The following is a 26,464-nucleotide window of genomic DNA, read 5'->3' as shown; positions in this document are numbered from 1 at the left end:
CTTGGGCGCGCTGTGTGCACAGAGTTTCGTGCCGATTGTTTCCAATTTCGGAACTTTCATTTGCAAGAAAAGCTGTTTTATTGCAACGGACGATCACCTACAGTCACTCCATCGATGAGCCGCGAGCCAGAAACAACGCTTCATCGAGGCTGGACAAGCCAGGCCACCCGGCCCGACCTGCCCGGAACGTTTTTTCAGCATACGAAAGGAAACTCACCATGTCCCGCTCTTTGATGGCTTATGTCCTCGTCTCCGCCGCTGCTGCTGCAGCCTTCGCCGCCGCCCCGGCTTTTGCCGCCGGTGAAGCCGACTCCTACCAGGGCCCGACCCCGGTGGTGTCGCAACGCAGCCGTGCCGAAGTCCATGCCGAGGCCTTGGTGGCCGCCCAGCGCGCCGCCGACCCAGACACCCTGTCGCGCATCGCTGCACCGGTGAAGTCGGCTCTGACCCGCGCCGAAGTGCGCCAGGCAGCGGCCGCTGCGAGCCGCGCCGCTCAAGATTTCAGCACCTACTGATGGACACAGAGTGGCCCGACAGGGCCTCTCACATGCACCGTCTCAATCACCCCATTTCAACTCGAAAGTACATCATGAACCGCCAAATCTTCGCCACCGCCCTGATCGCCGCCGCCGCCTTCGCCAGCGCCCCCAGCTTTGCCGAAGGCCTGGCCGAGTACCAGCAGACCCCCGCCAGCGTGTCGCAGCGCAGCAGCGCCGAAGTGCGTCAGGAAGCCATCGTGGCCGCCCGCCAGGCCGCCGTGGCTGTGGACGCCAAGTCCAAGGTGCAACCCCAGGTCAAGTCGGCCCTGACCCGCACCGAGGTGCGCCAGGCCGCCATCGACGCCAACCGCGCCGGCCAACTGCCGCGCGGCGAGCTGAGCTACTGAGCCTGGTCGCGCAACGCCCAGACGCCAGAGATCTCTCAACACCCCTCTTGCCCCGCTTCGCGGGGCTTTTTTGTGCCTGGAACGTATCAGCCAGCCGGCACCACGATGCGCCCCGCCACGCGCCGCGAGACCGCCCAGGCCAGCACCAGCACACCCAGGCCCGCCAGGGCCATGGCGGGTGCCAGACCGCCCTGGTCCACCGTGCTGCCCACCACCAGCACGCCCAGGCTTTGCCCCAGGAACAGCAGGCAGGCAAACAGCGTGACCGCGCTGCCACGGGCGTGCGGCGCCATCTGCGTGGCCTGCGTCTGCAAGGTGTTGTGCAGCATGTAAAAGCCCAGGCCGGCCAGAAAGCAGGCTGACACCGCCACGGCCGCCACCGGCACAAAGGCCAGCGCCCACAGCGACACGGCGATCAACGCGCCCCCCAGCAGGGCCAGGCCGCGTTCGCCCAGCAGCCGCAACCATCGGGTGACGAACTGGCTGTAGAGCAATCCACCGACGCCATAAAGCATCATCACGCCGCCTGCAGCCGAGGGGCTGAAACCCAGTGTGCTGACCAGGCGGCTCGGAACAAAGGCCAGGGTCCCGAAAGCCAATGCCCCCTCCAGGGCCGTCACAGACACCACCCAACGCACCCGGGGCAGGTGCAACAAGGTAAACGTGGCATGGAAGGAGCGTTGCCAAGGCACCGGCGGCGTCTGGGCCAGGGCCTGGGCGTGTGCCGCGCGCTGCGCACCGGTCTTGCGGTAAAGCGTCAACGCCGCCAGCGCGAACAGCACCGACAGCAGGCCAAAGGCCATGCGCCAGCCCAGGTATTCGGAGGCCACGCCGCCAAACCACTGCCCGGCCATCATGCCGGTGACCGTGGCGCCCATGAAGCGCCCCAGCGTGGCCTGCCGCTGCTCATAGCCCACCTGATCGCCGATCCAGGCCATGGACAGCGGGATGATGCCGGCGGCCGCCCCACCCATGGCGGCCCGCGACAGAACCAGCACATCCAGGCTGGGGGCCAGTGCCGTCAAGGCACTGAACACGGCGCAGCCCGCGGTGGCCAGGTTGATGACCCGGATCTTGCCCAGACGATCACCCAAAGGCCCATAGAACAACTGCAGCACGCCATAGGCCACGGCAAAGGACGCGATGACCCGCGAGGCCTCGCCCGTGCTGACGTTGAAGTCATGGCCCAGCGCCCCCAGCATCGGGTCGCACACCCGCATCGAAGCCATGCTGCCGAAGGCGGCCAGGCCCAGCAGGCGCAAGGTCAGGGACAAGGAGTTCATTCGGACCTTCTGAAAAGCGTGTGATTCTGCCGGGAATGGTCCGATTCCGCTTTGGTGCACTCAGCCGCCAACACAGTGCAGACGGCGCCATAACAGTGCCAAGCGTTTATTTTGTTGCTGAAAGCGAAATAGTATTTTTCTGATGTCACCATTTTGCTCATGAGCTAATGAGAATAAAGTTCACCCCATCGACTCACTGCCCCAATTTAGTGATTTCAGCAAGTCGGCATTACACCTAAAGGAAATCCCTCATGAACCGCACTCTCATCGCCTCCGCCCTGATCGCCGCTTCGGCTTTCGCTGCTGCTCCCAGCTTCGCTGAAGGCCTGGCCGAGTACAACCAGACCGCCGCCACCGTGTCGCAACGCACCCGCGCCGAAGTGAACGCCGAAGCTCTGGTGGCTGCCCAGCACGCCGCTGATGTGGACAGCAAGTCCAAGGTGCTGCCCCAAGTCAAGTCGGCCCTGACCCGCGTTGAAGTGCGTCAGGCTGCTGCCCAGGCCAACCGCGCCGGCATGCTGCCGCACGGCGAACTGAGCTACTGAGCCACGAGCCGGATTCACCCGACCGGGTGAACCTCCAGCCGCAAAAAAACCCGCTTGAGCCTTTGGCTCAGCGGGTTTTTTGTTAGGGCCTGGCTGCAGAGAGGTCAGCGGGCAGCCAGACGGGTCGCCGCGTCGGACGGGGACAGGCCCCCTACCCGCGACACACCGGATTGCTGCTGCAATTGTTCACGGGTGTAGGGGCGCTCGGCGCCCGACAGCTTGAGGGCAATGCGCACCTCCCACTCGTGGGTGGGCAGGTGCGGGGCACCACGCCCCGCCAGCAACAGCAGGGCCAAAGGAAACACCCCGGCCAGACGCGGCAGAGGCTTCATGCGCCCCAGGGTCTGCAAGGTGCACAGGCAGACCATGGCGCCGAGAAGCCAGGCCGACACCACCTCGCTCACGCTGTGGGCCCCCAATTCCACCCGCGACACGCCCACCAAGGCCGCCAGCGCCAGGCCCGCCGCGGCCGTCAGCCAGCGCCAGGCCCGCTGCTGCGGGGCCAGCAACACACTGAACAGGATCGGCAACACCGAGGTGGCAAGCAAGGTGTGGCCGCTGAAACCCGTGAAGTCCCAGGCGGCAATGCCGATGCCCCAGCCGATGAACAAGGTCTTGCTGACCAGCGTCAGCGCCACCGCCACGCCCAGGCTCAGCAGCCACACCGCTGCAGCCAGACGCTCACGGGCCCACCACACCCCGCCCCAGGTCAGAAGCCACACCGGCAGCATGAGGCCCGCCGACCCCAGCCGGGTGATGATTTCCCATTCATGGGAGGTCGATGGCAGCCAATCGATCATGGAGATTCGGTGTTTCTCATGGTTAATACCTAGTCAAGTGTAGCGATGAATGGCAAAAACACCGTATCAAGACGCGACCAAGGCCAGGTAAGCACGCTGGGTTTCGGGCGACACCGCAGCCAACACCTGGGCATGCGAGGTCTGGTGACGCGCCAGCAGCCGCGCCGAGGCCACCGCCTTCGACTTGCAGAACCAGTGACAGCTGTGCTGCATGAGGAACAGCTCCGCCGACAAGCGATAGGCCCGGTCGCGTTGCGACAGCTCCCCCTGGGCCAGCGCGGCCTGGGCCAGGCCGCGCGCATGGATCTTGAACAGTTCGCGCAGATCGAAAGTGAAGGCCGGCAGCAGCCGGTCCACCCAGGGCAAGGCGATCGGGAAGCGGCTCACCCGCGTGATCGTGGCATCCAGCCGTGAGAACTCCTGGGCAAAGCGACCGAACTGGTCGCTCAGGCTGTTCTCGGCACTGGCCAGCAGCTGCCAGATCTGGTCGCGGCGCGCCAGGTCTTTCTCCCCCAGGGCGCGCAGGTAGCCCTCGGTCACGGTCTCCATCAGCTTTTCGATCTGGTACTGACCCAGCACACTGCCCAGCACGCCGATGCGGCGGCGCTGCTCATGGGTCTTGACGATATGAAAGGCAAAGCCCGCGAGCAGGGCCAGTAAAAAGAAATCCATCGGGGGGCGCAGTCAGCGTTGGTTGGAACGGGGGGAGCCGCTGAGTGTAGCCAGCCCGCACGCCACCGGCCTCCATCCACGCGGGTTCAGCCCAGCGATTCGATGCGCAACCAGGCCGAGTCCTGCGCACCCGCCCCACCCGGCTCCTGCGCCATGGCCGCCCGCAGCGCCACGACGTCGCCCTCCAGGGCCGGCCCCGTCAACACCACCAGCGCCGGCGCCTGTTCTGCCTCGCCGGGCACCCGCTCCAGCCGGCGCACCGGGATGCGGTGGGTTTCCAGTGCTGCGGCCAGGCGGGCCATCAGCGGGCTCAGGCCGGCCTCGTCAGCGGCGCTCCAGCGCAGGTAGTGGGCACCGCGCAGCCCTGCCATGGGCAGCACCGGCAAGGGGCGCAGGGCCGCGGGCTGGAAGGCCAGGTGCGGCACCCGGTGCTCATGGCGGCCACCGTGCAGGCGCGCCAGGTCGATCAGATCGGCGATCACGGCGGAGGCCGTGGGCTCGGAGCCCGCCCCGGCGCCGTAGTACATCGTGACGCCCGAGGCATCTCCCTTGACCAGGATGCCGTTCATGCTGCCGTTCACCTGGGCCAGCAACTGATCGGCCGGCAACAGGGCCGGGTGCACGCGCAGCTCCAGCCCCTCGGGCCGGCGCCGTGTGATGCCCAGCAGCTTGACGCGGTAGCCCAGGCGTTCGGCCAGGCGCACATCCTGCGCCTGCAGGTGGCGGATGCCCTCCACATGCACCCGGTCGAACTGCACCGGGGTGCCGAAGGCCATGGCCGACAGCAGCGTGAGCTTGTGCGCGGCGTCCACGCCGTCCACGTCGAACGCCGGGTCGGCCTCGGCGTAGCCCAGGCGCTGGGCCTCGGCCAGCGCGGCGTCGAAGCCCAGACCCTGCTCGCGCATGGCGCTCAGGATGAAATTGCTGGTGCCATTGATGATGCCGGCCACCCACTCGATGCGGTTGGCGCCCAGGCCTTCGCGCAAGGCCTTGATGATGGGGATGCTGACCGCCACCGCACCCTCGAAGGCCACGCTGGTGCCCGCGGCCGAGGCGGCGGCAAAGATCTCGCTGCCGTGCTGGGCCAGCAAGGCCTTGTTCGCGGTGACCACCGGCTTGCCCAGGGCCAAGGCCTGCAGCAGCCACTGGCGGGGCAGCTCGGTGCCGCCCACGGCCTCGACCACCACATCCACCTCAGGGTCGTTGATCAGGGCCTGGGCGTCGCTCACCAGTCGCACCGTGGGGCCCAGCAGGCTGGCGGCACGCTCCAGATTGCGCGCTGTGGCCACCGTGACGCGGATCGGCCGGCCGGCCCGCAGCGCGATTTCATGGCGGTTGCGCTGCAGCACCTGCAGGGTGCCCGCGCCCACCGTACCCAGGCCAATCAGGCCCACGCGCAGGGCCGGCAGCGAGGCGGCCGCCAGGGCGCCCTCGGGAAAATGGGATTCGGGATCGTGGTACATGTGTTTCTCCGGACCAGAAATGAAAAAACCCAGCTGCCGGGCTGGGTTGGTTCGGAGACTCACACCAGGGGCAGCCGGTACGGCCACCCCAACGCTGCTAGGGGGCCGCGGTGGTAATGGTGATCATCATCATGCCCATGCACGATGCCCCGGTCCGTGCAATCACGGACACGCCTGCAGGCACCGCGATGGCGGGGCAAAAGGCGTTGAGGAAGCGTTCAAAGGTCATGCGGCACAGTGTAACGTGAAAAATCAGCGCCCTGCACGCGCTCGCTCGCAGCTTCGCCGCAACCAGGCCGGGTCGAAGCATTGCTCGACCTGATCGGCCAGGCGCTCGAACACCTGCTCCAGCGTGGGCGCATCGGCACCGAACAGGGCCCGCAGCACGGCGGCGTCCTCGAACAGGCCATGCAGGTACAGGCCCAGCACGCGGCCATTGGCGCTCTGCCAGGCCAGGCCCGGGATCAGCTCGCGTGCCACATCACCCGCCGCGGCCATGGCCGGGTGCTGGGCGGTCTGGCCATGGTGGATCTCATACCCCTGCAGGGCCACCTGTGACAAGGCAGCCCAGGGCTCGGCCACCTCGGCAAAGCGCGCCTGGGTGTGGCGCACGGTCTTCTCGACCTCGAAGGTGGTCACCAGGGGCAGCAGGCCCAGGCCAGGGGCGTTGCCATCGATGCCCTGGGTGTCGATCAAGGCTTCGCCCAGCATCTGCAGACCGCCGCACACGCCCAGCACCCGGCCACCCCGCTCGGCATGGCGGGCCACGGCCTGGTCCAGGCCTTGGGCGCGCAGCCAGGCCAGATCGGCCGCCGTGGCCTTGCTGCCGGGCAGGATCACCCAGTCGGCACCGTCCAGATCGGCCGGGCTGCGGGCCCAGTTCAGGCGCACGCCGGGCACGTTCTTGAGCGGCTGGAATTCATCGAGGTTGCTGATGCGCGGGTAGGCCACCACCGCGATGCGGGTGTGCACCGCGCCGCTGACACCCGCGCTGCGATCGTCGAACACGCCGTCCTCCTCGGGCAGGCCGTGCTGCCAGTTCATGGGCACCACGGCCACGGTGGGCACGCCAGTGAGCTGCTCCAGCATCTCGGGCCCGGGCGCCAACAGGCTGGCGTCGCCCCGGAACTTGTTCAACACAAAGCCCTGGATGTAGGGGCGCTCGTCTTCGGGCAGCAGGGCCCAGGTGCCGTAGAGGTGGGCAAAGGCGCCGCCCCGGTCGATGTCGGTCACCAGCAGGCATTCGGCCTGGGCATGGCGGGCCACGCGCAGGTTGACGATGTCGCTGGCGTGCAGGTTGATCTCGGCCGGCGAGCCGGCGCCTTCGATCACCACCACATCGTGGTCGGCGCGCAGCGCGTCCAGGGTTCGGGCGATGGCCGGCCACACCTTCTCGCTGCGACCGCGCCAGGGCATCTCGGTCAGGGCCGTGTCGACCTGGCCCAGCAACACCACCTGGCTGCGCGTGTCGGCCTCGGGCTTGAGCAGCAAGGGGTTCATGCGCACCTCGGGCTCGGCCCCGGCGGCCAGCGACTGAAAGTACTGGGCACTGCCGATCTCGCCGGGCTGCCCCCCCGGGCCGGCCACCACGCGGGCGTTGTTGCTCATGTTCTGCGCCTTGAAAGGCGCCACCTTGAAGCCCTGGCGCGCATACCAGCGGCACAGGGCGGTGGTGAGCCAGCTCTTGCCGGCGCCGCTGGTGGTGCCCAGCACCATCACGCAATGTGCCGGGCCGGGGGTGGTTTTCTGAAGAGTCATGTCGGTTCCGGTTTCAAGACAGGGCCTGGGCCAGCGCCTGCTGGGCGGCCGGCGGCAGCACGCCCATGCGCCACCAGCCCGGCAGACCGAAGGAGGTGGCGTCACGCAGCTTGATGCCCTGCTCGCGCAGGCCCGGCAGGCGGGCCGCGTGCGCGGGCGTGGGCTGCACGCAAAAGAAGTTGGCCTGGCTGGGCTGAACCTGCCAGCCCAGATGGTGACACAGCGCCTGCTGCTCGGCCTTCCAGGCGCGCAATCGCGGCAAGGCATCGGCCAGCCAATCGTGCACGGCCGGCTCGCACCAGGCCTGCAGCAGGGCCACCCCATGGGCCCCCAGCGGCCACGAGGGGCACAGGGCCTGCAAGGCACCCACTGCCGGCTCGGCCCCCACCGGGGCCAGCGCGTAAGCCCCGCGCACGCCCGTCAGACCCAGGGCCTTGTTGGGGCTGTACAGCTGCCAGACCTGGGCCAGGCCGGTGGCCGAGAGGCCGCTGGCGCCGCTCAGGCGCAGGGGCTCGTAGGCGCGATCGAGCACCGCCAGGGCGGCGCCCTGGAGCACCGCATCGCCGGGCAGGTCATCCCCCAGCGGGCTGGCAGGCTCACAGGCCCAGGCCAGGAAGGGCGGCGCGGATGCGGCCAAATCGAGCCCTGCCGCGTCGTCGTGGGTCGTCAACGCCAGGCCCCAGGCCTGGGCCGCCTGGGCGTAGTCGCCATAGGCGTGGCGGGGCAGGCGCGCGTGGCGCAGCCCTTCGCGCCAGGCCCAGGCCGTGAAGCGGAAGATGAACTCACTGGCGCTGCCGGCCAGCACCACCCGCTCTGGCGCCACCCCGTGGCGCGCGGCCAGGCGCTCGCGCAGCGCGTGGTAGCCCGCATCGGGGTAATGGGTGGCGTCGGCCGATTGCACCCGCTGCCAGGCGGCCGGACACGGGCCGCAGGCATTGCTGTTGGTGGAGAAGTCATGCAGCGGCACCCCCAGCGCATCGGGGCCGCCATGCACGCGCGGGGAGCTCATCATGCAAGCCACCCTGAAGTCAGGGCCACGGCGCCCGCCGTGAGCGCGGTCGCCCAGGCCACGGCGCTGCCGGCCCAGGCCAGGGCGCGCTGGGTGTGCACAGGGCCTGGGCTGGGCGCCTGCGGGTTCAGCACATAGGCCCCAGGCTTGCCCAGGCGCACGCCCAGGCGCAAGGCCATGGCCGCCATGGGCCAGCCGCTGTTGGGTGAAGGGGTCTTGCCCGCCTCGGTGCGCAAGCGGTGCCAGCGCAGGCGCGCGGGCAGCGCCAGCAGCAGCGCCGTGAGCCGTGCCGGCACCCAGGACAGCACGTCGTCCGCCCGCGCGGCCCACTTGCCGGCCCAGGCCCAGTAGTGGCGCCCGGCACTGCCGCCGCGCCAGCCCGGGTAGCCCCACATGGCATCGGCGGTGTTGGCAAAGCGGTACAGCGCCGCCCCGGGCAGCCCGGCCACGGCAAACCAGAACAGCGGGGCCACCACCGAATCGTTGAGGTTCTCGGCCAGCGACTCGATGGCGCTTTCGCGCACCTGGTGCGGCCCCAGCTGGCTGACATCGCGGCTCACCAGCCAGGCCAGGCGGGCGCGACCGGCGGGCAGCGATTCGGCCAGGGCCTCCTCCACCGCCTGCACCTCATCGCCCAGCAGGCGCCAGGCCAGCAGCGGCTTGAGGGCCAGGCCCAGCACCAAGGCCGCCAGCCAGACCGGCTGCTGAGCGGCCCAGGCCTGCAGCCCGACGGCCAGCCCGGCACAAAGGGCCGCACCGCCACACCACAGCAGGGCCCCACCCAGCAGGCGCGGCAGATCACGCCGGCCTTCCGGGTCGGTGCCCTCGCCTTCACGGGGGGCCAGGCGATGCCCGGTCCAGGCCAGGTAGCGCCCCATCCAGACGACAGGGTGCACGGCCGAGGGCGGCTCGCCCCACAGGCGGTCCACCCCCAGGGCCAGCGGCACGGCGGCGGCCAGGGCCAGGCCCACCCAGGGCTCAGTCAGACTCAAGGGCGGGCCCCTCGGCGAACAAGGCGCTGGGCTGGCCCCATTGCTCGTCAAACACCAGATCGCCCAAGGCCGCGCGGCGCGCCCAGCGCTCCTGCTGCAGCATGGGCTGCTCGTAGAAGGCGCTGACCGGGCCCAGGCACAGCAGCGCGATCACCTCGGCCCCCTCGGGCAGGCCCAGCACGCGGGCCACCGCCAGCGGATCGAAGATCGAGACCCAGCCCAGGCCCAGCCCTTCGGCACGGGCCGCCAGCCACAGGTTCTGGATGGCACAGCTGGCCGAGGCCAGGTCCATCTGCGGCAGGGTGCGGCGCCCGAAGATGTGGCGCTCGCGCCCATCGCTGAGCGCCACGGCCAGCAGCTCGGCACAGTCGAGCACGCCCTGCACCTTGAGGCGCATGAACTCTTCCTGCCGCACACCCAGGGCCTGGGCGGTCTGCACGCGCTCGGCCTCGACCAGCGCATGCAAGCGCGCCCGGGTGTCGGGCCGGCTGATGCGGATGAAGCGCCAGGGCTGCATGAAGCCGACGCTGGGCGCGTGATGGGCGGCCTCCAGCAGTCGGCGCAGCAGCTCAGGCGCCACCTGCCCGCCGCTGAAGTGCCGCATGTCGCGCCGCTGGTGGATGGCGCGGTACACCGCCTCGCGCTCGGCGGGCGCAAAGGCCTGGGCCGCAGGGGAGGTGTCGGTGCCCGACCCAGGTGAGGTGTCACCAGCCACGTTCAGTCCTCGATGCCACGCTGGGCCGGGATGCCGGCCTGGAAGGCGTGCTTGATCAGCTTCATCTCGGTCACGGTGTCGGCCATCGTCACGATCTCTTCGGGGCAGCGGCGCCCGGTGAGCACCACGTGCACATGGCGCGGGCGCTCGCGCAGGGTGGTCAGCACCTCGCCCAGGGGCAGCCAGCCATAGATCAGGGGGTAGGTGATCTCATCGAGCACCACCAGAAAGTGCTCGCCGCCCAGGATCACGGCGCGGGCGCGGGCCCAGCCGTCGCGGGCCAGTTGGGCGGAGTGGTCCAGGTCCTTGCTCTTCCAACTGAAACCGTCGCCCAGGCCTTCGACCGGGATGCCCAGTTGCTCGAACATGCGGTGCTCGCCAAAGCGGGCCGTGGGCACCTTCATGAACTGGTAGATCTTGACGGCCTTGCCACGGCCATGCGCGCGCAGCGCCAGGCCGAAGGCCGCCGTGCTCTTGCCCTTGCCGTCGCCGGTGTTGACGATGATCAGGCCGCGGCGTTCGCCCTCGGCTTTGTCATAGGGCTTCTCGGTGGGTGGGGTTTCGATCTGCATGGCGTGGCTTTCAGGAAGGCTCGGGGTGGGGTTTGGTTTCGGCACGGGCCACGGGCAAGGGCACCCATTGCCCCTGCACCGGGTGGATGCGCAGGCGCTGGTCAAACACCTGCTCCAGCGCACGGTGCGTGGCCGGCGCGGCGGTGGGGCCGTGGTGGCAGATGCGGCCTTGCGCCATCACCACCAGTACGTCGGCCTGCAGGGCCATGCCCAGCTCGTGCAGCACGCTGACCACGGTGTGGCCTCGCCCCACCAGTTGGCGCACGGTGTCCAGCCAGTCGGACTGGTGCGGCGGATCGAGGTTGGCCAGGGGCTCGTCCATCAGCAGCACCGGGGCCTGCACGGCCAGGGCGCGGGCCAGCAGCACGCGCTGGCGCTCACCGCCCGAGAGCTGGCCCAGGCTGCGCTCGCGCCAGTCCCAGGCCTGGGTGCTGCGCAGCGCCTGTTCGACGGCGGCGTGGTCGACGGCACCGGGGGCGGCCAGCCAGCCGCGGTGCGGCAGGCGGCCCAGCATCACCACGTCCAGCACCCGCAGATCGTGCGCGGCCTGCTCGCCCTGCCCCAGCCAGGCCACGGTGCGGCCGCGTTCACGCGCGGGCCACTGGCGCAGAGGGCGTTGCAGCAGGGTGATCTCGCCCCCGCAGGGCAGCAGGCCCGCCAAGGCGCGCAGCAGGGTCGACTTGCCGGCCCCGTTGGGGCCCACGATGCTGGTCCATGCCCCCTGGCGCAGCCCCAGATCGATGTCGTGCAGCACCGGGCGCTCGCCCAGGCGGGCGCTCAGGCCCCGGGCCTGCAGGGCCAGTGGCACGGTGCTCATGCGCCGCCCCCCAGGCTGCCCCGGCGGTGCATGAGCCACAGCAGGTAGCTGCCGCCCAGCACGGCCGTCAAGGCGCCCACGGGCAGCTCCTGCGGTGCCGTGAGGCCGCGCGCCAGCACGTCGGCCAGCATCAACAGGCAGCCCCCGGTCAGGCTGGCCAGCAGCAGCTGCCAGGCGTGGCCCGTCTTGACCAGGCCGCGCACCAGGTGCGGTGCGGCCAGGCCGACAAAGGCAATCAGGCCGGTCTGCGCCACCGCCGTGCCGGTGGCCAGCGCCAGCACGGCCACCAGCACACTGCGCAGCACCCCCAGCGGCAGGCCCAGGCTGAGGGCCGTGGCCTCGCCCAGCGACAGGCCATCCAGCCCTCGCGCCGCGCCCAGCGCCACCAGCGCGCACAGACACCACACCGCCCCCATCAGCGAAGCCGAGGTCCAGCCCACAAAGCCGGTGTTGCCCAGCATGAAGGCCTGCATGGGCTGCATGATCTCGGGCACGCGCAGCAGCAACAAAGAAGTGATGGCGCCCAGCACCACCCCCACGATGACGCCGGCCAGCAGCAGGCGCAGGGTCTGTTGCACACCGCGCGCCAATGCCAGGGTGAGCAACACGGCGCCCACGGCCCCGACAAAGGCGGCCCCGGTCAGGCCCAGTCGCATCAGCCAGTCGGACGACAGCAGCAGGTTCAAAGGCCGCTGCCCCAGCCACACCAGGGCAAAGGCCACGCCCAGCGAGGCGCCCGAGGCGCTGCCCAGCAAATAGGGGTCGGCCAGCGGGTTGCGGAACAGGCCCTGGGCCACGGCGCCGGCCAGGCCCAGCAAGGCCCCGGCGGCCAAGGCGCCCAGCGAGCGCGGCAGGCGGATGTCGAGCACGATCTGCCCCGCCAGCGGGTCGTCGAACAAGCGGGTCACCAACTCGAAGCCGGTGCTGCCCACGCCCAGGCTGAGCGCCAGCAGACCGGCTACCAAGAGCACCAGCACGAAGAGCACGGCGGCCGGCGGCCAGGCGCGGGGGCTCATGGTGCGCGCTCCTGCAGGCAGCGCGCCATCAGGCGGGCGGCCTCGCCCATGCGCGGGCCGGGGCGCACCATCACGTCGGATTCGGCGGCACTGAAGCGGCAGACGCGGTCTTCGCGCACGGCGCGGATGCGCTCCCAACCTGGGCGCTGCGCCAGGCCCTCGAAGTTGCGGTCACCGATCATGATCAGATCGGGGTTGGCGCGCACCACGTACTCGGGGTTGAGCTTGGGAAACGGGCCCAGCGAGGCGGGCACCACATTGCGCGCCCCGAGGCGGCTCAGGGTCTCACCGATGAAGGACGATTCGCTGGCCGCATAGGGTGCGCGATTCACCTCGTAATACACCCGGGCGTTGCGCACCCGCGCCGGCAGCGACTGGGCCGCCGCCGACACCTCGGCATCGATCTGGCGCCAGATGCGCGCCGCGCCCTGGGCCTCGGGCACCTGCAGCACCACGCCGATCTTGCCCAGCACGCGCTGCACGTCGGCGTAACTGCGCGGCTCCAGGGCCACCACCTTGAGGCCCAGCTGCTCCAGCCGCGGCGTGGCACGGGCCGATTTGGCCAGCAGCACCACATCGGGCCGCAGCGCCACGATGCCTTCGATGTTGGCATCGTCCAGCCCGCCCAGATGCGGCAGGGCCTGAACGGACACGGGCCAGGTGGAGTAGCGGTCCACCCCCACCAGGCGGGCACAGCCGCCCATGGCGCAGATCGACTCCGTCAACGAGGGCAGCAGGCTGATGATGCGCTGCGGCGGCTGGGCCAGTTGCACGCTGACGCCCCGGTCGTCCTTCAGTTCGATGGCGGGCGGGGCCGCCCACAGGCTGGCACTGGCCACCAGAGCCAAGCACGGCAGCATGCCGCGGGCCAAGGATCGAAAGGGAGCGAAGAGATTCAAGCGAGGGCCTTCAAGGTTTCAAGGTCAGCGGCAAGCCGGCGGCCATCAAGGTGACGCGGTCGCAGGCCTGGGCCAGGCGTTGGTTGAGCTGCCCCAGCGCATCGACAAAGGCGCGCACCTCGCGCCCCATCGGGATGACGCCCAGGCCGATCTCGTTGCTGACCAGCAGAACCGGGCCCGAGGCCCGGGTCAGGGCTTCGGCCGCGTCGCTGATGCGCCGCGCCAGCCCATCGACGCCCACCGCAGCGGCCGGGTCGATGGGCATGAGGAGGTTGGTCAGCCACAGGGTCAGGCAATCGACCACCACCAGGGTGTCGTGCCGGCTCAGGCGGCGCAATTCGGCGGGCCAGTCCAGCGGTGATTCGACGGTCTGCAGGCCCGGCACACGCTGGGCCCGGTCGCGCTGGTGACGCTCGATGCGCGCGGCCATCTCGGGGTCCCAGGGCTGGGCGGTGGCGATCAGCATGGCCTGGCGCTGCGGCTGGGCCAGCCACTGGGCGGCCTGCTGCTCGGCACGCGCCGACTTGCCACTTTTCTGGCCGCCCAGGATCAGCTCACGGTAGGCATGGTTCATGACTGGGCCTCCGGCAGGAACAAGGCCGCCACCGCCTCGGGGGCAGAGGCAAACCAGGCATGGAAGTAACTGGCCCGCACCGGGCCCAGGCCATACACGGCCTCGCCTTCGCTGCCATGCGGCGACACGCCGGGGCGCACGCTGCGGCCCACGGGCTGCAGCGCGGTCTCGCAGCGCGAATGGTGAAAGGTGTGCCCGCGCAAGCTGGCGCCGCCCGGGGTGGGGGTCCATTGCTGCGGGCCCAGGGCCACCAGCCGCTTTTGCATCAGCACCTGGCCGGGCAGCAGGCCGAAGCCGGCGTGCGGCTCGCCCTCGCGGGTGACCAGGCGGTCGAACAAGGCCATCATGCCGCCGCACTCGGCCCACACGGGGCGGCCGGCGGCCACATGGGCGTGCAGGCTTTGGCGCATCGCGTGGTTGCCTGCCAGGGCCGGGCCGTGCAGCTCGGGGTAGCCGCCGGGCAACCACAAGGCATCGCAATCGGGCAAGGCGGCGTCGGCCAGCGGCGAGAAGAAGACCACCTCGGCCCCCAGGGCACGCAGGCAATCCAGGTTGGCCGGGTAGATGAAGCAGAACGCAGCGTCGCGGGCCACGGCCACGCGGCGGCCTGCCAACAAGGGCGGCACCGGCAGCGGGGCGGCGGGCAGGTCGGCCGGGGGCTGCCAGGCCGGCCAGTCAGCCAGCGCACGCTGGCCGATGGGGGTGGCGGCCAGGGCATCGGCCGCCGCGTCCAGCCGGGCCAGGGCGTCGGGCAGTTCTGCCGCCTGCACCAGGCCCAGGTGCCGCTCAGGCAGAGCCCAGTCGGCACTGCGTGGCAGCGCGCCCAACCAGGTGGCAGGCTCGCGCAGGCCATCGCGCAGCATGTGGGCGTGGCGCTCGCTGCCCACGCGGTTGGCCAGCACGCCCAGCCAGGGCAGGCCCGGCTGGTAATGCTGCAGGCCATGGGCCAGGGCGCCGAAGGTGCCGGCCATGGCCGAGCCGTCGATCACCGCGAGCACCGGCAGGCCAAAACGGCGCGCCAGATCGCCAGCGCTGGGCTGGCCGTCGAACAGGCCCATCACGCCTTCGACGATCACCAGATCGCTGTCGGCGGCGGCCTGTTGCAGGCGGGCCGCACAGTCGGCCTCGCCATTCATCCACAGGTCAAGCGAATGCACGGGGCCGCCGCTGGCCAGGGCCAGCCAGCAGGGGTCGAGAAAATCGGGCCCGCACTTGAAGGCACGCACCCGCCGCCCGGCCCGGCTGTGCAGCCGCGCCAGGGCCGAGGCGACCGTGGTCTTGCCCTGGCCGGACGCGGGCGCGGCCACCAGCACCACGGGGGCCAGCGCAGCCATGGGTGCGCTCATCAGCGCGGCGCCCAGATCAGGCCCAGGTACACGCTGCGGCCGGGGGTGGCGTAGGTGTTGGCCAATTGGTAGGACTTGTCGGCCAGGTTGTTCAGGCGGGCCAGCAGCTTCCAGTCGGGGGCGATGTCGGTGCTGGCGCGCAGGTTGAACAGGGTGTAGCCGCCCAGCGTCACGGTGTTGGCGGCATTGTCGAAGCGGCGGCCCGACCATTGCGCCTCGGCGGCCAGGTTCCACCGGGCCAGGCGGGTCTCGGCACTGAAGGTGCCGTGCTGGCGCGCACGGCGGGCCAGTTGCTTGCCGGTGACCAGGTCCTTGGGGTCTTGCACATCGAGCGAGCCGCGCAGCAGCACGGTGTCGACGCGCTGCTCACCCGTGAAAGTCAGGCCTTCGTAGCGCGCATGGCCGGTGTTGGCATAGCAGCCAAAGGGCGAGGAACAAGCGCCGGCGCCGCCGAAGTTGATCAGGTTGTCCACCGTGTTGCGGAAGGCCACCACGCTGTACAGGCTGCTGCCCTGCTGGTAGCGCAGGCCGGCCTCGAGGTTGCGGCTGGTCTCGGGCTGCAGCGAGGCCAGACCGTACTCACTGAAGCGCTGGTACAGCGTGGGCGCACGGAAGGCCGTACCGGCCGACACCGTGGCGCGCCAGGCCGGGGTGATCGCATAGCCGTAGGCGGCACTGCCGGTGTTGTGGCTGCCGAATTCGCTGTCGCGGTCATGGCGCAGGTTGAGCTGCACGGTGTGGGGCTGCCAGCGCAGGCCGTAGCCCAGGGCCAGAGCGTCCTGCGAGCGGCTGCGGTCGATGGGGGCGTTCTGCAGCTGATCCTCACGGCGTTCGAGCGCCGCAGTCCAGTTGGCCGCGCCACGCTTCCATTCGTTCTGGAACAGGTAGCCGCGCACGCGGGTGTTGGTCTGGTAGGGGTTGGGCTGGGTGGTGTAGTGGTCGGACGATTCGGTGATGCTGACGCGGGTGCTGTAGCCCTCGTTCCAGCGCGCCGACCAGTTCAGGCCGGCGGCATACAGGCGGTGCATGTTGCGGTCGTCCTTGCTCAGATTGGCGTCGTAACCCGAGTTCATGTTGCTGCCCAGCAAGGTGGCTTCCAGCCGCTGGTCGCGGTTGAGCTGGGCGCCGACACGGGCATAGCCCGAGTTGCTGCGGTAGCCGTCGCGGTCGGGGTTGGCCGAGGCGATGGGCCGGGCGTTGAAGCCCAGGCTGGTCTCGTTCTGCACGCCCAGGGCGTAGTCGATGGCCCCGTCGGCACCGCTGATGGCGGCCTCAAGATGGGTGCTGCGCAGGCTGCCGATGCCCACGCCGACATAGGGCTTGGGGGCGCCCTCGCCCTTCTTGGTGAAGATCTGCACCACGCCGCCGATGGCGTCGGAGCCGTAGACCGCGCCCGCCGGGCCACGCAAAACCTCGATGCGGTCGATCAGGCCCAGGGGAATGGCCTCCCAGGCGGCGCCGCCGGTGGATTGGGAGTCGACCCGGATGCCATCGATGAACACGGCGGTGAAACGGGTCTCGGCCCCGCGCAGGAACACGCTGGTGGTGGTGCCCGGACCGCCATTGCGGGAAATTTCAATGCCGGGCACGCGGGCCAGCACATCGGCCAGGCCGGTGGCACCGCTGTTTTCGATGGTCTCGCGGTCGATCAGGGTGACGTCGGCCACCAGGTCGGCCAGAGGTTGCTCGGTGCGCGTGGCCGTGACCACGGTTTCCTTGAGCGGGTTCAAGCCGGCCACCAGGACAGGCGCTTCGGCGGCCTGCGCAGCAGTCTGCAGGACACACAGGCCGGCGGCCAAGGCAAGAGGGCTCAGGGCCAGGCAGGCGCGCGCACGGACAGGCGATTGAACGGATGGGTTCTTCATGGGGCAGGAGGCAGGTCAGCAAAATAGGTCCGGGCCGGCTTCCCCGCCGGCACTTGGACGTCACGAACACCCGGGCCTAAACAGGCAAGCCATGGCATTCACCTTGTTGGCCGGTATCCGGGCTGGCAGAGACAACCCCCCTCGCCTTCCCAGATGCGTGTTCAGAGCATCCAGTGGCTGGTGTGAGAGAGGCGGAGCCTGCAAGAGGCTCGTCTGCTTGACCGTTGCGGGGGCAGCGCAGGTTGAAGGCGGTGCGCGTGGCGCCTGCCCGTTCCTGCTTCCCGTTGAACTGCGGTGTGTGAACCACACCGCGAGCACCAACAGTCGGCATTTTAGAACCATTCACTGACGCTCGTCCTACAATAGCCGGCTGTATGGCACCCTCCGACCTGCACCCCATTGACCAGATCGCCGATCGCGTTGAGCGGCTTCTGGTGCGCCACGAAGAGTTGCAACGCACCAACGCCTTGCTCACCGAGCAGGTGGCCGCCCTGGGGCGCGAGCGTGACAGCCTGAAGTCGCGGCTGAATGCCGCGCGCTCCCGTGTCGAGGCCTTGCTGGAGCGCCTGCCACCGCTGCCCACCGAACCGACCGAGGACAAGGCCGCATGAAGCAAGTCGAAGTCCAGATCATGCAGCAGAGCTATCTGCTGGCCTGCCCCGATGGCCGAGAGTCGCGCCTGCTGGATGCGGTGGAGCGACTGGACACCGCGATGTGCAAGATCCGCGACGCCGGCAAGGTGCGGGCCCGTGACCGCATTGCCGTGCTGGCCGCGCTGAACTTCGCCTTTGAGCTGGCCGACCGCGAAAACGCCGAACTGCAGGCCCAGGCCCTGGCCCGACAGTCCCCCCCCACACCCCAGCCCGCCCCCGCCGAGAGCCTGCCGGCCGGCGCGCTCAGCGAGCACGATGCCCAGCGACTGAACCAGCTGATCCGCCAGCTCGACCACGCTCTGGGCGGCGACGGCCACCTGATCTGATCCAGCCCAACGGGTGGGCTGTCAAGCAAAGCCCCCGAACTGCCAAAGATCTGAGCCACTTTGGTGCCAGCACCTCTTCGACAGGCCTACAATGGCAACCGTCTGCAGTGCATGCCGGGCTTTATATTTCCTTGAACCAATGCTCATTGAGCCCGGGCTTGGTACATCGGCTGGTGAGCGTGATCGTCTCGCGTCAGATGAACCCAACGCCAGTCTGCCCTTGCCCACCTGAACCCCCGGTTCAGGATGCCGGTCCGGTGGCACTTGCAGACACCTATCTCCTGAACAAGCCGGCCTCGCGCCGGCTTGTTTTTGTCTGCCGTCGCCTCCAGGTGCCTTCGCCATGCTGCTTGAGCCCATCCTGATTCTTGAACTGGCCCTGCTGGGCATCTTCTCGGGCTTTCTGGCAGGCTTGCTGGGCATCGGCGGCGGCATGCTGATGGTGCCCTTCATCACGGCCATCCTGGGGCGCCAGGGCGTGTCGGCCGACCTGGCCGTGAAGATGGCGATCGCCACGTCGATGGCCACCATCATGTTCACCTCCATCTCCAGCGTGCGCGCGCACCACAAGCGCGGCGCCGTGCGCTGGGAGCTGGTGCGCGGGCTGGCACCCGGCATCGTGCTGGGGGGCGCACTGGCCAGCCTGGGTGTGTTCGCCTTACTCAAGGGCAGCGCGCTGGCGATCTTCTTTGCACTGTTCGTGGGCTTTTCGGCCACCCAGATGTTCCTGGACAAGAAGCCCGCCCCGGCACGCCAGATGCCGGGCATGGCCGGGCAATTGGCCGGCGGCGGCGTGATCGGCTTTCTGTCGGGCCTGGTGGGCGCGGGGGGCGGCTTTGTGAGCGTGCCCTTCATGACCTGGTGCAACGTGCCCATCCACAATGCCGTGGCCACCTCGGCCGCGCTGGGGTTTCCGATCGCGGTGGCCAATGTGGTGGGTTATGCGATCGCAGGCCAATCACTCACCCAGTTGCCGCCCGCCTCGTTCGGCTACATCTGGCTGCCCGCGTTGGGCGTGATCGCCGCCTGCAGTGTGCTGACCGCGCCCCTGGGCGCCAAGGCCGCCCATCAACTGCCGGTGAAAAAGCTCAAACGGGTGTTTGCCAGCCTGCTGTACCTGCTGGCGGCCTACATGGCCTGGAAAGGCCTGAGCGCCTGAGCCTCTGAACCGGCCTCGGCGACCGAGCCCGGCACGCTTCAGCGCCTCGAAGCAGGCCCCGGCAGAAAAGCGGCGAACTGCGCCGCTGGCACACCGGGCGAGCACAGAAAGCCCTGGTACTCGTCGCAGCCCAGTTGCTGCAGGGCGGCGCGCTGTTCTTCGGTTTCAACACCCTCGGCGATCACCGACAACCTGAGGGCACGGGCCAGGCCGATCATCGCGGCGACGATGGCCACATCGCTGTCGTCGCCCGGCAGGCCGCGCACAAAGGATTGATCGATCTTCAGCTTGCTGATGGGAAACTTCTTCAGGTAGGCGAGGCTGGAGTAGCCGGTGCCGAAGTCGTCGATGGCCAGATGCACCCCCAGGCCCGCGAGCGCCCGCAGCCGCTGCAAGACCTCGTCGGCATCCTGCACCAGGATGGACTCCGTGAGTTCCAGCTCCAACAGGTCGGGCGGCAGGCTGAACTGCGCCAACACCTGGGCCACCCGCTCCACAAAATCAGGCTGCCTGAACTGCAGGGCCGAGACGTTGATCGACACCTGCACCGGGGTGCCCGCCCGCCACCAGGCCGCGGCCTGCTGCACGGCCTCTGCCAACACCCAGGCACCGATCTGCACGATCAGCCCCGACTCTTCGGCCAGCGGGATGAACTGCCCGGGGGAGACCGCGCCGCGCTCGGGGTCGGACCAGCGAATCAGGGCCTCGGCGCCGATGAGTCGGCCCGAGCTGAGGTGGAGCTGGGGCTGGTAATGCAGGCGGAAGGCCTGCTGCTCGATGGCCTGACGCAGCGCCGTCTCCAGCTTCATGCGCGAAAGCATGTCCACATTCATCTGGGGCCGGTAGAAGCGGACATGCCCGCGCCCCGCCCCCTTGACCTCGTACATGGCGGTGTCGGCCTGCTTGATCAGTTCATCCAGGGTGTTGCCGTCGCCCGGGTACATGGCCACCCCGATGCTGCAGCCGATGCTGAAGTTCATCTCATCCTGCAGGAAAGGACGGGACAAGGCCTCCAGAACGCGCGACGCGACGCGCTCGGCACCGGCCACATCCACATCGTGCAGGTACAGCACGAACTCATCGCCGCCCAGGCGGCACAGGGTGTCCACATCGCGCAGACAGGAGCGGATGCGATCGGCCACCTGGATCAGCACCCGGTCGCCGAACTGGTGGCCCAGCGAGTCATTGATGTTCTTGAAACGGTCCAGGTCCAGGAACAGCACGGCAAAGCTGCAGGCCTGACGCCGAGCCATGTTCAGCGCGAAATCCACGCGCTGCGACAGCAGCAGGCGATTGGGCAGGCCCGTGAGCGCATCGCTGTAGGCCAGTTGCTCGATGCGGCGCTGAGCGGCCCGCTGCTCGGTCAGGTCGCGGAAGAAGCCGATGCTCTGGCGGACGCCAGACGCTTCATCGTGAAGCTGAACCCAGGACAACTGCACCGGGCAGCGGCTGCCGTCCTCGCGGCACAGGCTGACCTCGCCCTCCCAGAAACCCAGTTGCTCGCGCCGCTGCCGGATGCGCTCCATCAGCCCCGGGTCGGCAGGATCGGCAAACAAGTTGGCCGCAGTGCGCCCGAGCCAGCGCTGAGGCGCTTCAGGCGAGCTCACCTGGACCAGGCGCACAAAGGCCGGATTGACCGCCATCAGCTCATCCCGCGCAGTCGCGATGAAGACCGCATCGAGGCTGCACTCAAACACCTTGGCGGCACGCCTGAGCTCGGCCTGCGCAGCCACCTGATCGGTGATGTCACGAAAGGAATACACCCGCCCGACCGCCCGACCGCGGCTGATCTGCGTCACGCAGGAGCGCTCGAGCACATGGCCATTCTTCAGCAACAGGGTATCGGTCACCTCCAGCTCGGGGCTGGCGGCCAACTCGTCGAGCCGGGCCTGGTAATGCGCCGGGTCCAGCACCGAGGCCTGCAGATGGGCATGCAGTGCCGCATCGTCACGCCGGATGTGCAGTGGCTCGGGCACCGCCCAGATCTGGCTGAAACGTCGGTTGAATGCACGCACCTCGCCGCGCAGACTGCACACCAGCATGCCATCGGCGGTCGAGTCGAGGGTGGCACGCAACTCGGCCACCAGTTGCTCGAATTCATGCGCTGCCCGCTGTTCACGGCTGCGATCCAGCATCACCACCTGGTAGGCAGGCGCACCGTCGGGCAGGCGGGTGACACTCACGCGCCGCTCCACCGGCAGCACCGAGCCGCCCGGGCGGCGCAGCAAGGTCTCGGACCACAAGCCCGGATCCTGGTCGGGTTGGACCGTGGCCCAGAACACCATGTCTTCAGGCGAGGCCGCCCAATCGGTCACCGGGCGCCCCAGCACGGCCTCGGGCGTCACATCGCCCAGCAAGACGCAAGCGGCCTGGTTGACCCAGCACAATGTGAGCCCCGCCGCCTCCACCAACCAGACCGACTCCAGCAGGCCATCCAGATCAGGCCTGGCCAGGGCGGCATCGCTCACTGCTCGGCTCCAGCCGGTGAAGGCGCCTCCACGGCCCGTTCAAAGAAGTAGCAGATGCGTTGACGGGGGGACAGGTAGTCCAGCGCGGCCTTGGGCAGCTGCGACGCCTTCAGGCTGCGCTTGATGCCCAGTTCGGGCACTTGCTCCAGGTCCAGGATCAGCGCTTCGGAACGCGGCACCTGCGGGTCATGCACCAGCACGCGGGGGCGCAGTGGCCGGGATGAGTTGACCGACACCACCAGGGCAAAACGGTCATTCACCAACTGGACCACCGAGCCCGGCGGGTACACCCCCATCATGCGGATGAAAGCCCCCAGCACCGAGGTGTCAAAGCGCGCCTTCATCTGGGCAAAGATCACCGACAGGGCCTCGTGCGGCGTCAGCGCAATCGCCAGGCGTGAGGGGTTGCACAGGTTGTCGTAGCGGTTGACCAGGGCGACGATCTTGCCCAGGGTCTCCAGGCGATCGACCTTGTGCCGCATCGGAAAGCCGCTGCCGTCCGCCATTTCGTGGTGCTGGGAGATGCCCTTGAGCACCCCGGGCGACAGCCCCATGCGCTGCCCCAGGATCACGCCCTGTTCGACGTGCTCCTGGTACATGCGGTATTCGGCAGTGGTGAACTGGTCATCAAATGAGCGGACCCGGTCGGGCAATTCGAGCTTGCCGATGTCATGCAGCATGGCCACCAGACCCAGGTCCTTCAAGGCAGCCTCCTCCAGGCCCAGGGCCTTGCCCAGCAGCAAGGCAATCACCATCACATTGATGGGGTGGGTGGCACTGCGGTCACCCGATACCTCGGTCAGCAAGCGGATCACCGACTCGCCATTGGCCAGCAATTCAGACACGCAGGAGCCGACCAGCTCCTCGCTCTGGCGCCGGGCCTCCTGGGGACTCAGGCGCAGTTGCTCGCCCACCTTCTTGTACTGGCGTGTGGCATCAAAAAAACGCCGCTCGCAGACCTCCAGGCAGCGCTCCTGGGCCAGGCGCGCCGCCAGACGCGCCTGACGCGCCCGCTCAGGACCCGAGCTCGGGCTTGCTTCGGGGGGGTTGGCGGTCTCTTGCGCTGCGGCCGCGGGTTCATCGACCGCGGCCGGCACCGGCAGGGCCTGGGCTTCATCCACCTGCACATCGCTGCGCGAGGGCACGTAGCGGATCTGGGTCAGACCGAGCGAGCGCAGGGTCTGGATCTGCTCGTCCGAGGAGATCTTGAAACTGCCCATCGGAAACGGATGGTCCATCCAGCCGAGCTCAAGCTGCACAAACATGCCTTTGCGCAGCCGCTGAATGTCGATGAGCTTGCTCTTACTGTCTTCCATGGATTCGAGAATAGCTGACCAATGAGTCAGTGATACGAAACCATTATGGCGGGAATTTGCGACATCTTTTACTTCTCAGAAGCATCCCCCTGTAAACCTGATTCCCAGGAGGTTCACAGGGTGCACAGCGTGCAAATCACAGACACCAGTCGGCCACCCGGTGGGCCACGTCCAACCACAAAGACCAGCCTGCCAGCGCGCAGAGGAACAAGCCCGCCAAACGGGTGCCCCAATCCTGATGCCAGCCGTTGACGCGCTGCCGCAGCGAGCGCCAGAGCCAAGGCCCCAGCAACAGCGAGACACTGCCTCCCAGCGCAAACATGGCCATGACCAGCGCGCCCTCAGCAGGCCCACCCGCCAGACCGGCCACCAGCAAGGCCGAGTAAAGCAGTCCGCAAGGCATGAAGGCCCAGGCCACACCTGTTGCAAAAACACCACTGCTGCGCGCCGTGAGGGGCTGTACGCGCTGCCAGACCGAGCGAGCGGCGCCTTGCACCCAGGCAGGCTGCTCCGCACGGATCACGAGCCACAAGCCCCAGGCCAACACGGCCACATGAAACAGGCTCCAGACAGGCCGCAGCACCGCGGTCTTGCCGCTGAGCCATGCCAGGCCGCCGACCGCAACAGCAGCCACGGCGCCAGCACCGGCATAGCCCATCAAGCGCCCGATCTGGAACAGCCATTCGCGCCAGGTCGGCATGCTGTGCAGACCGGGGGCAGACAGCGCCCCACCCTGTCCAGCCGCCGCCCATTGAATCGGCTGAGCCCCCCCACCCGAGGAGCGCCCCAGGGCTGCGCAGGCAGCACCACACATCGCCACACAGTGGGGGCCACCGGCCAAGCCCATGAGCAAAGCCGTCCAGGCCAGAGAACTCAACACCTTCCGTCTCCTTGCAGACAAGCGCCAGCCGCGCCCGCCCGGGCGCGCTGACAACCAGGCTCAGATGATGCGGGAGAAACGGGCACGGTTGCGATCGGCCTGCAAATAGCGATCAAAGACCATGGCGATGCCACGGATGAAGAACCAGCCATTGGGCGTGACCTCGATGCCAGAGTCGTCCATGGTCAGCAGGCCTTCTTTGGCCAGATCCTGCAGCAGGTTCATCTCTGTCGCGAAGTAGCTGCGACTGTCGATCAACCAGGCCAGGTCGATCGATTCGTAGACCAGCCTGCCCTGGCACATGAGGGCCATGATGACGGCGCGCCGCACCAGATCGTCCCGCGACAAGGCCAGGCCCCGCACCACGGGCAGTCGCCCCTGGTTGAGGTAGTCGTAATAGTCTTCCAGGGTCTTGGCGTTCTGGCTGTAGGTGGCCCCGACACGCCCGATGGCCGAAACCCCCAGACCGATCAGATCGCAATCAGGCTGGGTGCTGTAGCCCTGGAAGTTGCGATGCAAGCGGCCCTGGCGCTTGGCCACGGCCAAGGCGTCGTTGGGCAAGGCGAAGTGATCCATGCCGACATAGACGTAGCCCGCCTCGATGAAGGCCGACAACGAACGCGACAGCATGGACACCTTGGCCGGACCACCCGGCAACTCGGCCGAGATGATGCGACGCTGGGGCTTGAATCGCTCAGGCAGATGCGCATAGGCGTACAAGGCAATGCGATCAGGTCGCAGCTCGTTCACCTGGGCCAGGGTCCGGTCAAAGGATTCGGGGGTCTGCCGCGGCAGGCCGTAGATCAGGTCAACGTTGATCGACTCGAAGCCGATGCGACGGGCCTCGGCCACCAGTTCGAACACCTGCTCTGCAGGCTGGATGCGATGCACGGCTTTCTGCACCGCAGGATCGAAGTCCTGCACGCCAAAGCTGAGGCGGTTGAACCCCAGGCGGGCCAGGTGGGCCAGACGTTCCCGGGTGACGGTGCGGGGATCGACCTCGATGGAATATTCACCGCCCGGCGCCAGCGAGAAATTGCGCCGCAGCATGGCCATGAGCTCGCTCAAACCATCGTCGTTCAGAAAGGTCGGGCTGCCGCCGCCAAGGTGAAGCTGACTGACGGCCTGCCCCGTGCCGATCTGCTGCACATGCAGGTCCACTTCACGCCCGAGGTAGCGAAGGTACTCGTCCGCCCGCTCGGGGTGCTTGGTGATGATCTTGTTGCAGGCGCAGTAGTAACAAAGCGACTCGCAAAAGGGGATGTGGATGTACAAAGAAAGAGGCAAGGCCAGCGTCGCAGCCCCCCCACCACGGCGCTGATCCAGAGCTTGCCGGTAATCTGCCTCCGTGTAAGCCTCAACAAAGCGGTCGGCCGTAGGATAGGAGGTGTACCTGGGCCCCGGTACATCAAACCGACGCAACAGCTCTGGCGAAACGACATTCATCTGGCATTTTTCCTTCTGGACACCATAATGTGCATCAGCCAAGGAAAGAGGACTTGATGTGGATCAAGCAGGCGACGCGGACCCGAAGTCACAATTTGAGGCATATCAGGAGGAGCCATGTTTGACACACCTGTAACTACCGAGCCAACAAAGCCGTTAAGCTCTGGCGCAGACTCTTCTACTAGGCGAATGAACCCACAAACCATCAAAGTTGCCTGCTCCAACTGCAATCTGCGCGAGTTGTGCATGCCCATGGGCCTGAAGCCCGAAGAACTTGAACGCATTGATGAAGTGGTGGCGATCCGGCGCAAAGTGAAGCGCGGCACAACGCTGTTTCGCAACGGCGAGAAATTCACGTCGCTGTATGCGATCCGCACCGGGTTCTTCAAAACCTGTGTGGCCACCGAAGACGGCCGCGACCAAGTCACGGGCTTCCAGATGGCCGGCGAGATCATCGGCCTGGATGGCATTGTGCAGGACCATCACACCTGCGACGCCGTGGCCTTGGAAGACGCCGAAGTGTGCGTGATGCCGTTTGACCGCATCGAAGAACTGTCGCGCGAGGTGACAGCACTGCAGCACCACGTGCACAAGATCATGAGCCGAGAAATCGTGCGCGAGCACGGCGTGATGCTGCTGTTGGGCAGCATGCGTGCCGAAGAGCGTCTGGCCGCCTTCCTGCTCAACCTGGTCCAGCGCCTGCACGCACGCGGGTTCTCCCAGTCAGAGCTGGTGCTGCGCATGACACGTGAAGAAATCGGCAGCTACCTGGGCCTGAAGCTTGAAACCGTGAGCCGCACCTTCTCCAAATTTGTGGAAGAGAACATCGTCGAGGTCAAGCAGCGCCATGTGCGCATTCTTGATACCGATGCCCTCAAGCGCATCGTGAACTCGCAGACCTGCCAGTAAGATCCAGGGGGCTTGCCCCTTGGGGTCGCCGACACCCACCCAGGCCTTGTCAAAAGGCCCACAAAACACCCGGTCAGCCGGGTGTTTTCACGTCA

The 26,464-nt window shown here is 68.1% G+C and carries 26 protein-coding genes and 1 riboswitch; of the genes, 7 read left to right on the top strand and 19 right to left on the bottom strand.

The window, feature by feature from the left end; all coding sequences use genetic code 11:
• The first annotated feature begins 218 nt into the window (after positions 1-218).
• Together L880_RS0118585 and L880_RS0118580 are read left to right on the top strand one after the other, a co-directional pair.
• A complete protein-coding gene (locus tag L880_RS0118585; RefSeq protein ID WP_027476944.1) occupies positions 219-515 on the top strand; it encodes a hypothetical protein in 297 nt (98 codons plus the stop codon).
• Between the two features lie 74 nt (positions 516-589).
• Positions 590-886, top strand: a complete 297-nt coding sequence (locus L880_RS0118580) for a DUF4148 domain-containing protein (RefSeq protein ID WP_027476943.1) — start codon at positions 590-592, stop codon at positions 884-886.
• 86 nt (positions 887-972) lie between these two features.
• Here the strand turns inward: L880_RS0118580 and L880_RS0118575 are convergent, their stop codons facing one another.
• Complete coding sequence (locus L880_RS0118575; RefSeq protein ID WP_027476942.1) at positions 973-2,169, bottom strand: MFS transporter; 1,197 nt, start codon at positions 2,167-2,169, stop codon at positions 973-975.
• Between the two features lie 251 nt (positions 2,170-2,420).
• Between L880_RS0118575 and L880_RS0118570 the strand changes: the two genes are divergently transcribed.
• Complete coding sequence (locus L880_RS0118570; protein WP_019573096.1) at positions 2,421-2,714, top strand: DUF4148 domain-containing protein; 294 nt, start codon at positions 2,421-2,423, stop codon at positions 2,712-2,714.
• A 104-nt stretch (positions 2,715-2,818) separates the two neighbouring features.
• On the opposite strand, the gene L880_RS32855 is transcribed toward L880_RS0118570, so the two are convergent.
• The 14 genes from L880_RS32855 to L880_RS0118490 form a co-directional block, all read right to left on the bottom strand.
• On the bottom strand, positions 2,819-3,514 hold the full coding sequence (locus L880_RS32855) for a phosphatase PAP2 family protein (RefSeq protein WP_084461431.1): 696 nt from the start codon (positions 3,512-3,514) through the stop codon (positions 2,819-2,821).
• 66 nt (positions 3,515-3,580) lie between these two features.
• Positions 3,581-4,186, bottom strand: a complete 606-nt coding sequence (locus L880_RS0118560) for a hypothetical protein (RefSeq protein WP_027476941.1) — start codon at positions 4,184-4,186, stop codon at positions 3,581-3,583.
• Between the two features lie 86 nt (positions 4,187-4,272).
• A complete protein-coding gene (locus L880_RS0118550) occupies positions 4,273-5,649 on the bottom strand; it encodes a homoserine dehydrogenase (RefSeq protein ID WP_027476940.1) in 1,377 nt (458 codons plus the stop codon).
• Positions 5,650-5,901: 252 nt separating this feature from the next.
• Entirely contained in the window at positions 5,902-7,365 is a 1,464-nt protein-coding gene (locus tag L880_RS0118540) for a cobyric acid synthase (RefSeq protein ID WP_027476939.1), read from the bottom strand.
• A gap of 55 nt (positions 7,366-7,420) precedes the next feature.
• The gene (locus tag L880_RS0118535; protein WP_027476938.1) at positions 7,421-8,419 is read right to left on the bottom strand and encodes an aminotransferase class I/II-fold pyridoxal phosphate-dependent enzyme; all 999 of its coding nucleotides are present in this window, start codon (positions 8,417-8,419) and stop codon (positions 7,421-7,423) included.
• Positions 8,416-9,408, bottom strand: coding sequence for an adenosylcobinamide-phosphate synthase CbiB (cbiB, locus tag L880_RS32850; protein WP_245615234.1), 993 nt, complete (start codon positions 9,406-9,408; stop codon positions 8,416-8,418). The genes L880_RS0118535 and cbiB overlap by 4 nt, the downstream gene beginning before the upstream one ends.
• The gene (bluB, locus tag L880_RS0118525) at positions 9,395-10,123 is read right to left on the bottom strand and encodes a 5,6-dimethylbenzimidazole synthase (RefSeq protein WP_027476937.1); all 729 of its coding nucleotides are present in this window, start codon (positions 10,121-10,123) and stop codon (positions 9,395-9,397) included. The genes cbiB and bluB overlap by 14 nt, the downstream gene beginning before the upstream one ends.
• A 2-nt stretch (positions 10,124-10,125) precedes the next feature.
• A complete protein-coding gene (gene cobO / locus L880_RS0118520) occupies positions 10,126-10,695 on the bottom strand; it encodes a cob(I)yrinic acid a,c-diamide adenosyltransferase (protein ID WP_027476936.1) in 570 nt (189 codons plus the stop codon).
• Positions 10,696-10,705: 10 nt separating this feature from the next.
• Positions 10,706-11,512, bottom strand: coding sequence for an ABC transporter ATP-binding protein (locus L880_RS0118515; protein WP_027476935.1), 807 nt, complete (start codon positions 11,510-11,512; stop codon positions 10,706-10,708).
• Entirely contained in the window at positions 11,509-12,528 is a 1,020-nt protein-coding gene (locus L880_RS0118510) for a FecCD family ABC transporter permease (RefSeq protein WP_027476934.1), read from the bottom strand. The genes L880_RS0118515 and L880_RS0118510 overlap by 4 nt, the downstream gene beginning before the upstream one ends.
• Positions 12,525-13,388 carry an ABC transporter substrate-binding protein gene (locus L880_RS0118505; protein ID WP_051443418.1) on the bottom strand — a complete coding sequence of 288 codons (864 nt, stop codon included), beginning with the start codon at positions 13,386-13,388 and terminating at the stop codon, positions 12,525-12,527. The genes L880_RS0118510 and L880_RS0118505 overlap by 4 nt, the downstream gene beginning before the upstream one ends.
• Before the next feature lie 49 nt (positions 13,389-13,437).
• Entirely contained in the window at positions 13,438-14,001 is a 564-nt protein-coding gene (locus tag L880_RS0118500) for a bifunctional adenosylcobinamide kinase/adenosylcobinamide-phosphate guanylyltransferase (protein WP_027476932.1), read from the bottom strand.
• On the bottom strand, positions 13,998-15,347 hold the full coding sequence (locus L880_RS0118495; RefSeq protein ID WP_027476931.1) for a cobyrinic acid a,c-diamide synthase CobB: 1,350 nt from the start codon (positions 15,345-15,347) through the stop codon (positions 13,998-14,000). Before L880_RS0118495 ends, L880_RS0118500 begins: the two co-directional genes overlap by 4 nt.
• Positions 15,347-17,212 carry a TonB-dependent receptor domain-containing protein gene (locus L880_RS0118490; RefSeq protein ID WP_027476930.1) on the bottom strand — a complete coding sequence of 622 codons (1,866 nt, stop codon included), beginning with the start codon at positions 17,210-17,212 and terminating at the stop codon, positions 15,347-15,349. The genes L880_RS0118495 and L880_RS0118490 overlap by 1 nt, the downstream gene beginning before the upstream one ends.
• A gap of 91 nt (positions 17,213-17,303) precedes the next feature.
• Positions 17,304-17,549: riboswitch (cobalamin riboswitch) on the bottom strand.
• A gap of 37 nt (positions 17,550-17,586) precedes the next feature.
• On the opposite strand from L880_RS0118490, the gene L880_RS0118485 reads away from it, so the two are divergent.
• The 3 genes from L880_RS0118485 to L880_RS0118475 all read left to right on the top strand — a co-directional run bounded on the left by L880_RS0118485 (position 17,587) and on the right by L880_RS0118475 (position 19,350).
• A complete protein-coding gene (locus L880_RS0118485) occupies positions 17,587-17,823 on the top strand; it encodes a cell division protein ZapB (RefSeq protein ID WP_027476929.1) in 237 nt (78 codons plus the stop codon).
• Positions 17,820-18,191 (top strand): cell division protein ZapA, encoded by a 372-nt coding sequence (locus L880_RS0118480; protein ID WP_027476928.1) that lies wholly within the window; start codon positions 17,820-17,822, stop codon positions 18,189-18,191. Before L880_RS0118485 ends, L880_RS0118480 begins: the two co-directional genes overlap by 4 nt.
• A 343-nt stretch (positions 18,192-18,534) precedes the next feature.
• The gene (locus L880_RS0118475; RefSeq protein WP_027476927.1) at positions 18,535-19,350 is read left to right on the top strand and encodes a sulfite exporter TauE/SafE family protein; all 816 of its coding nucleotides are present in this window, start codon (positions 18,535-18,537) and stop codon (positions 19,348-19,350) included.
• Between the two features lie 38 nt (positions 19,351-19,388).
• On the opposite strand, the gene L880_RS0118470 is transcribed toward L880_RS0118475, so the two are convergent.
• The 4 genes from L880_RS0118470 to hemN form a co-directional block, all read right to left on the bottom strand.
• Positions 19,389-21,818 carry a sensor domain-containing protein gene (locus tag L880_RS0118470; RefSeq protein ID WP_027476926.1) on the bottom strand — a complete coding sequence of 810 codons (2,430 nt, stop codon included), beginning with the start codon at positions 21,816-21,818 and terminating at the stop codon, positions 19,389-19,391.
• The gene (locus L880_RS0118465; protein ID WP_027476925.1) at positions 21,815-23,134 is read right to left on the bottom strand and encodes a cyclic di-GMP phosphodiesterase; all 1,320 of its coding nucleotides are present in this window, start codon (positions 23,132-23,134) and stop codon (positions 21,815-21,817) included. The genes L880_RS0118470 and L880_RS0118465 overlap by 4 nt, the downstream gene beginning before the upstream one ends.
• A 136-nt stretch (positions 23,135-23,270) precedes the next feature.
• Entirely contained in the window at positions 23,271-24,014 is a 744-nt protein-coding gene (locus tag L880_RS0118460) for a sulfite exporter TauE/SafE family protein (RefSeq protein WP_027476924.1), read from the bottom strand.
• 60 nt (positions 24,015-24,074) lie between these two features.
• Complete coding sequence (gene hemN, locus L880_RS0118455; protein WP_027476923.1) at positions 24,075-25,460, bottom strand: oxygen-independent coproporphyrinogen III oxidase; 1,386 nt, start codon at positions 25,458-25,460, stop codon at positions 24,075-24,077.
• Between the two features lie 117 nt (positions 25,461-25,577).
• Here hemN and fnr point away from each other — a divergent pair, with 117 nt between their 5' ends.
• Positions 25,578-26,369: a fumarate/nitrate reduction transcriptional regulator Fnr gene (fnr, locus tag L880_RS0118450; protein ID WP_281174775.1), complete on the top strand. Its 792-nt coding sequence runs from the start codon at positions 25,578-25,580 to the stop codon at positions 26,367-26,369.
• Positions 26,370-26,464: the final 95 nt, after the last annotated feature.

This window comes from Curvibacter gracilis ATCC BAA-807 (assembly GCF_000518645.1).
GTDB classification, from domain to species: Bacteria; Pseudomonadota; Gammaproteobacteria; order Burkholderiales; family Burkholderiaceae_C; genus Curvibacter; species Curvibacter gracilis.
This window is presented reverse-complemented; position numbering and strand designations above follow the sequence as displayed.

What these genes read in the sequence shown, in the direction of transcription:
- L880_RS0118585 (WP_027476944.1), top strand. Translation starts at nt 219, where the DNA reads ATGTCCCGCTCTTTGATGGCTTATGTCCTCGTCTCCGCCGCTGCTGCT.
- L880_RS0118580 (WP_027476943.1), top strand. Translation starts at nt 590, where the DNA reads ATGAACCGCCAAATCTTCGCCACCGCCCTGATCGCCGCCGCCGCCTTC.
- L880_RS0118575 (WP_027476942.1), bottom strand. Translation starts at nt 2,169, where the DNA reads ATGAACTCCTTGTCCCTGACCTTGCGCCTGCTGGGCCTGGCCGCCTTC.
- L880_RS0118570 (WP_019573096.1), top strand. Translation starts at nt 2,421, where the DNA reads ATGAACCGCACTCTCATCGCCTCCGCCCTGATCGCCGCTTCGGCTTTC.
- L880_RS32855 (WP_084461431.1), bottom strand. Translation starts at nt 3,514, where the DNA reads ATGATCGATTGGCTGCCATCGACCTCCCATGAATGGGAAATCATCACC.
- L880_RS0118560 (WP_027476941.1), bottom strand. Translation starts at nt 4,186, where the DNA reads ATGGATTTCTTTTTACTGGCCCTGCTCGCGGGCTTTGCCTTTCATATC.
- L880_RS0118550 (WP_027476940.1), bottom strand. Translation starts at nt 5,649, where the DNA reads ATGTACCACGATCCCGAATCCCATTTTCCCGAGGGCGCCCTGGCGGCC.
- L880_RS0118540 (WP_027476939.1), bottom strand. Translation starts at nt 7,365, where the DNA reads ATGGTGCTGGGCACCACCAGCGGCGCCGGCAAGAGCTGGCTCACCACC.
- L880_RS0118535 (WP_027476938.1), bottom strand. Translation starts at nt 8,419, where the DNA reads ATGATGAGCTCCCCGCGCGTGCATGGCGGCCCCGATGCGCTGGGGGTG.
- cobO (WP_027476936.1), bottom strand. Translation starts at nt 10,695, where the DNA reads ATGCAGATCGAAACCCCACCCACCGAGAAGCCCTATGACAAAGCCGAG.
- L880_RS0118515 (WP_027476935.1), bottom strand. Translation starts at nt 11,512, where the DNA reads ATGAGCACCGTGCCACTGGCCCTGCAGGCCCGGGGCCTGAGCGCCCGC.
- L880_RS0118510 (WP_027476934.1), bottom strand. Translation starts at nt 12,528, where the DNA reads ATGAGCCCCCGCGCCTGGCCGCCGGCCGCCGTGCTCTTCGTGCTGGTG.
- L880_RS0118505 (WP_051443418.1), bottom strand. Translation starts at nt 13,388, where the DNA reads ATGCTGCCGTGCTTGGCTCTGGTGGCCAGTGCCAGCCTGTGGGCGGCC.
- L880_RS0118500 (WP_027476932.1), bottom strand. Translation starts at nt 14,001, where the DNA reads ATGAACCATGCCTACCGTGAGCTGATCCTGGGCGGCCAGAAAAGTGGC.
- L880_RS0118495 (WP_027476931.1), bottom strand. Translation starts at nt 15,347, where the DNA reads ATGAGCGCACCCATGGCTGCGCTGGCCCCCGTGGTGCTGGTGGCCGCG.
- L880_RS0118490 (WP_027476930.1), bottom strand. Translation starts at nt 17,212, where the DNA reads ATGAAGAACCCATCCGTTCAATCGCCTGTCCGTGCGCGCGCCTGCCTG.
- L880_RS0118485 (WP_027476929.1), top strand. Translation starts at nt 17,587, where the DNA reads ATGGCACCCTCCGACCTGCACCCCATTGACCAGATCGCCGATCGCGTT.
- L880_RS0118480 (WP_027476928.1), top strand. Translation starts at nt 17,820, where the DNA reads ATGAAGCAAGTCGAAGTCCAGATCATGCAGCAGAGCTATCTGCTGGCC.
- L880_RS0118475 (WP_027476927.1), top strand. Translation starts at nt 18,535, where the DNA reads ATGCTGCTTGAGCCCATCCTGATTCTTGAACTGGCCCTGCTGGGCATC.
- L880_RS0118465 (WP_027476925.1), bottom strand. Translation starts at nt 23,134, where the DNA reads ATGGAAGACAGTAAGAGCAAGCTCATCGACATTCAGCGGCTGCGCAAA.
- hemN (WP_027476923.1), bottom strand. Translation starts at nt 25,460, where the DNA reads ATGAATGTCGTTTCGCCAGAGCTGTTGCGTCGGTTTGATGTACCGGGG.
- fnr (WP_281174775.1), top strand. Translation starts at nt 25,578, where the DNA reads ATGTTTGACACACCTGTAACTACCGAGCCAACAAAGCCGTTAAGCTCT.